This is a genomic window from Kaarinaea lacus (assembly GCF_975902315.1).
The window spans coordinates 1-4,791 of sequence record NZ_CDLKIE010000087.1 but is presented as its reverse complement, the minus strand read 5'-3'; the positions used below and the strand labels follow the sequence as shown (position 1 = coordinate 4,791).

Genomic DNA, 4,791 nt, shown 5'->3' with positions numbered 1-4,791 from the left:
GTAAGTGTGTGGTGAAAAATTAACGGGGACCTCACGCAAACATCACGGAAATATCACAGCACTCACTCTGCAAACTGGAGCATTCAATCGTTTAACTGGACGGGGTTTTTTATCTGAAAAAAACTGGAAGCGGTTGAAGAACATTTCAAACTATAATTGTCTGAAATTGTGTTTGACACTACGTCATTATATCCCTGGTTTTCATTCTCATGATTCTTAATTTCCAAGAATATTAAACATCAAATTCAGAGGCGGAAGACTGATATTATCTTTTACTAGCAGAAAACACCTCTCGTGCAGCCCACCGAGCGAATTCGTCACGCGTACAACTGTCTGCACTTTTTAGTCCACGGCCTTCTACCACGCGATATATCACCATATCATTATCTGGTGTGGGCGATTGAGATTCGTCGATAATTTGTCGCACCGACCATTCGGCGCCATGTTTTCCGTTTGTGTAGTAACGTCCAAGCACTATATCTTTTGGACTCAGATTTGCGTGGTCAGTGTGCTCAAGAGTGAGAGTAATTAAGCGTTGTATGTCATCGGTGGTGAGATCCACAACCTTATCCATATCTTCCATTGCTTTTTCAATAAATCGTTTTTCGATACGCGGTGCGGATGACGAGCTGGTTTCTCCCGGCACACTAGTGAAACGCATAATACTGGCGGGATAACGACGCCAGGGAAATACACTGTTAAAAACGATCGCTACAAAAAAGATTATCACTACATTGAGCAAGACGGGCATAAATAAAAATTTGTACCCCAGGTCATGTATAGCGGGCCCACCTACGACCGCAACCAGTGCGGTAGCACCACCAGGCGGGTGCATGCAACTTAAAATGTGCATGGCTCCAATGGATAGTCCTACTGCAAGCGCTCCGGATAACATGGGATCTGGAAACAGTTTATAACAACTCACGCCGATCAGCGCGGAAATACTGTTTCCACCAAACAGAGCCCAGGGTTGAGACAATCGACCGTGAGGAACAGCAAAAAGTAACACCGCGGCAGCTCCCATCGAAGGGACAATAATCGCCGTTCCTTGCGCACCAATCGTTTTATGACTCACCAATGCGATAAAAAAGATACCAAAGAAACTGCCCATTACTGAAACCAGTTTTTCAGCAGTGCTTATATTCTCTGCTTCAACGCCAAAAAACCGTTTAACACCATCAAACCAGGTCTGCATTAAAATTTACCATTCTCAGTGAAATATTAATTACTCAAGATTAATTAATTACAAAACAGGACAATGATACAACGTGTCATTCTCACAATGACTTATTCTTTTAATAGTATGTCGCTACCAGCTGTCCTAAAGTAGCATATTTTCAAATAGATCTCTGGCATTCTTTGCAAGCATCAAACAAAAATGCAAAAAAAAAGCGGTCACATGAAGTGACCGCTCTACACTCGTATAAACTTCCTTTTTGTTATTTATTTATTTTTGGCTACTGTATTTGCAGCTTCCAGGGTTTTTACTTTCTTTTCCAAATTTTTAATTTTCTTGTTAAGGCCTGCAAAATTAAACCATTGCTCACCTTCGACCGGGTATTCAAGATTGGATCCATAAACCCGCCAGGACTCATCCCAGTTGGCTACATTTTCGAAGCCTAACATTCTTAGTTGCAGATAAGTCATGGTTGAACGCGTACCGGTTTGGCAAAAAGCGATAGTCCTGTTTTTCTTGTCCAAACCTCCGTACGCTTTGTTGGCCGCTTCATAGTCAAAATAAGCGACAGGCTTTAATTTGCCGGATTTGGGATCTTTCTCGGTTGCCAGTGAATTGATATGACTCACATTAAGTTTAGTGTGTGGCACAGTACCGCCCCTGATGGCCCGGATATCAGCACCTTTATTTTCTTTTGCGGTCCTGGAATCAATTAATTGTGACTTGGTCTCTTCAGCTTTGGCAATTTTTAGTATTTCCGAGGTTTCTGCGTATAACGCGGGTTCAAATTTCGCAACAAACTTGGTTTTTTCTCTAACAACTGGCTTGGAATCCAGACGATACCCTGCTTTACGCCATGCATCCAGACCACCGTTAAGCACTTGAACCTTCTTATGACCCATTAGCTCTGTAACCCAGAATCCAACAGTAGCGTCTGTTAGCGTTTTCAGGCCATCGTAGTAGTAGATGATGGTGTCGTCGTTGCTGATTCCAGCTTTACTAAACAGACGATTATATTTCTCCGTATCCCTGAATACCCGGGATGTTGTATCCCGTAGGGCTTTTTTACAACGTTTGCCAAAACTGATGGCACCGGGTATATGTCCCTTGAGATAATCCTTCAAGTCTCTACAGTCAACAACGACATAACCCTTTTTATTCGCATTTTCTTTCACTGTTTTAGCATCTACTAATAAATCTGGATTTTTCCAGTTGCCGGCCATGCTACTGCCTGCCCAGCACAAGGAAAATAGGCCCATTAGTAGAATAACTAGATATTTATTCACTGCATCCATAGCACACCTCCTCCGAGGTACAATTAATATCGTCCTGCTTCCCGCCCTGCTATCCTGCTATCCTGCTGTACGAATTTCCCTCTTCCCTGCTATAAGACTAAGTATTGGCCAGAGTCAAAATACTGGGAATGATACATCTGCATCATTTTGTGACGACTCTGGTCGCCCTATAGTTATAGTAAGTGAACTGGGGAAATATTGATCAATTTTTGTGGTCATCAGGATCGCATGCATTAGGACTGTATGTCAGTGAACAAACGCATATCCGTCATTATCCCGTGTTACAACAACGCGCAGACCATTGGGACCTGCCTGCGCGCTGTTTTTCAGTCGGATTATCCACATTATGAAGTAATCGTTATCGATGACCATTCGAGCGACGAATCCCGAGACATTATCCGGGAATATCCGTGCCAGTTAATCAGTCTTTCGCAACACCAGGGGGCAGGTTACGCCCGTAACGCAGGAGTAAAAGCTAGCCGTGGTGACATCCTGTTTTTTACGGATGCTGATTGCGTAGTACAGAAAAACAGCCTGCGTACCGTCGTCGACAGTATGGCTGCGGTTAGTGACAACCTTGAGGCTGGTAACAATGTTATGGTAGGCGGCACCTACACCCAACAACCCTACGATAATAATTTCTTTAGTCGCTTCCAGTCCCTGTTTATACACTACGCAGAAACCAAGCATGCAAACTGTCCAGATTACATCGCCACACACGCTCTGGCCATGTATGCCCGGTTATTTCGCAAACATAATGGTTTTACTAACCAGGCGTTTCCCATCCTTGAAGACGTGGAATATAGCCACCGGCTGAAGCGGGCTGGTGTAAAACTGATCACTAATCCACAATTGCAGGTGAAACATATTTTCAATTTTTCCTTCTTACGATCATTACGAAACGCTATCCGGAAAACGCGCTTTTGGACCACTTACAGTTTAGGGAACAAAGACCTGCTCAGCGACTCAGGCACCGCTTCTCATGAGCTTAAATTAAATACCCTGTCATTTGCCCTGACAGTTATGCTATTGATTGCGCTTGTGATCACAAAAAATAATTTATACATGGCAATCTTACTTGCTTTATTGTTAACCAATATTTGCATCAATTTCCGATTTCTGGCAACCATGTATCACTCCCAGGGATTACGTTTTACGCTGGCCGCCAGCAGTTATTATTTATTGGTATACCCTGTCGCCGTCAGTACCGGTAGCGTATTAGGCATCTCCGCTTATGTGAAATCCCAATTCGCGCCAAAGGACGTGACGTAATGTACTCACCGATACGACACATACCTTCGATTTTCTATAAACAGCGCCCTATCCAGTTGACGTTTTTCGTTACCCGTCGTTGCAATGCCAAATGTCCTTACTGCTTTTATTTAGAGAATAATAATCCCTGCACACCAGAAGCACCGGAGTTGGCGCTGGATGAAATACAGCGTATTTCGTCGTCAATGGGCAACTTACTATGGCTGGCGTTTTCCGGTGGCGAAATTTATTTAAGAAAAGACTTACCCGAAATCAGTCGTATCTTTTATGAAAATAACAAACCGGTGTATATGCTTTACCCCACCAATGGCCTGATGCCTGAACGCATTCGGGATCACACGGAACAGATTCTTCGCCGTTGTAAGAACAGTGTTATTGTCGTCAAGTTATCAATCGATGACTTACACGATCAGCATGACCAGTTGCGAAATACACCTGGCAGCTTTGAAAAAACCTTACAGACCTATGAGCTGTTGAGTGAATTAAAACACGCTTACCCTAATTTTGAACTGGGCGTGAATACCGTGTTTTGCGCTCAGAACCAGGACAGAATGCAGGCCATCATTGACTATGTGGCTACACTAAAACATAGCACCACACACACCATTTCATTAGTCCGGGGCGATTTAAGAAATCCTGCCTATAAAGCGGTAGACATGAAAAAGTACTGGTATTTCTCAGACTTGCTCGCCAACAGAATTCGTAACAATGACTCACCTCACTATCAATTCAAGGGCGGCAAACTAAAAATCGCGCAAGACATTCTGCAACGAAACTTAATCCGCGAGACCCACGACCAACAACGTCGACTCATCCCCTGTTATGCGGGAAAAGCCAACCTGGTATTAACTGAAACCGGTGACGTCTACCCTTGCGAAACGCTGACAGAAAGTTTTGGCAATATCAGAGACCATCACTACAACCTGCGTGACATGCTCCAAACCCAGGCAGCAAAAACTATCATTCAGAAAATAGAAAATGCCTGTTGCCACTGCACCCACGAATGCTATTTCATTACCAATATCATGCTCAACCCGCTGCTTTACC

At 43.6% G+C, this 4,791-nt stretch carries 4 protein-coding genes; 2 read left to right on the top strand and 2 right to left on the bottom strand.

The window, feature by feature from the left end:
• Window positions 1–265: 265 nt before the first annotated feature.
• Window positions 266–1,195: an HPP family protein gene (locus ACWVCM_RS02055; protein ID WP_455200039.1), complete on the bottom strand. Its 930-nt coding sequence runs from the start codon at window positions 1,193–1,195 to the stop codon at window positions 266–268.
• Between the two features lie 248 nt (window positions 1,196–1,443).
• A complete protein-coding gene (locus ACWVCM_RS02050) occupies window positions 1,444–2,400 on the bottom strand; it encodes a sulfurtransferase (protein WP_455200038.1) in 957 nt (318 codons plus the stop codon).
• Window positions 2,401–2,721: 321 nt separating this feature from the next.
• Here ACWVCM_RS02050 and ACWVCM_RS02045 point away from each other — a divergent pair, with 321 nt between their 5' ends.
• Both ACWVCM_RS02045 and ACWVCM_RS02040 read left to right on the top strand, forming a co-directional pair.
• Entirely contained in the window at window positions 2,722–3,744 is a 1,023-nt protein-coding gene (locus ACWVCM_RS02045; RefSeq protein WP_455200037.1) for a glycosyltransferase, read from the top strand.
• Window positions 3,744–4,791, top strand: a 1,048-nt coding sequence (locus ACWVCM_RS02040) for a radical SAM protein (RefSeq protein ID WP_455200036.1), incomplete at its 3' end; no start/stop codon positions are given. The genes ACWVCM_RS02045 and ACWVCM_RS02040, both read left to right, overlap by 1 nt.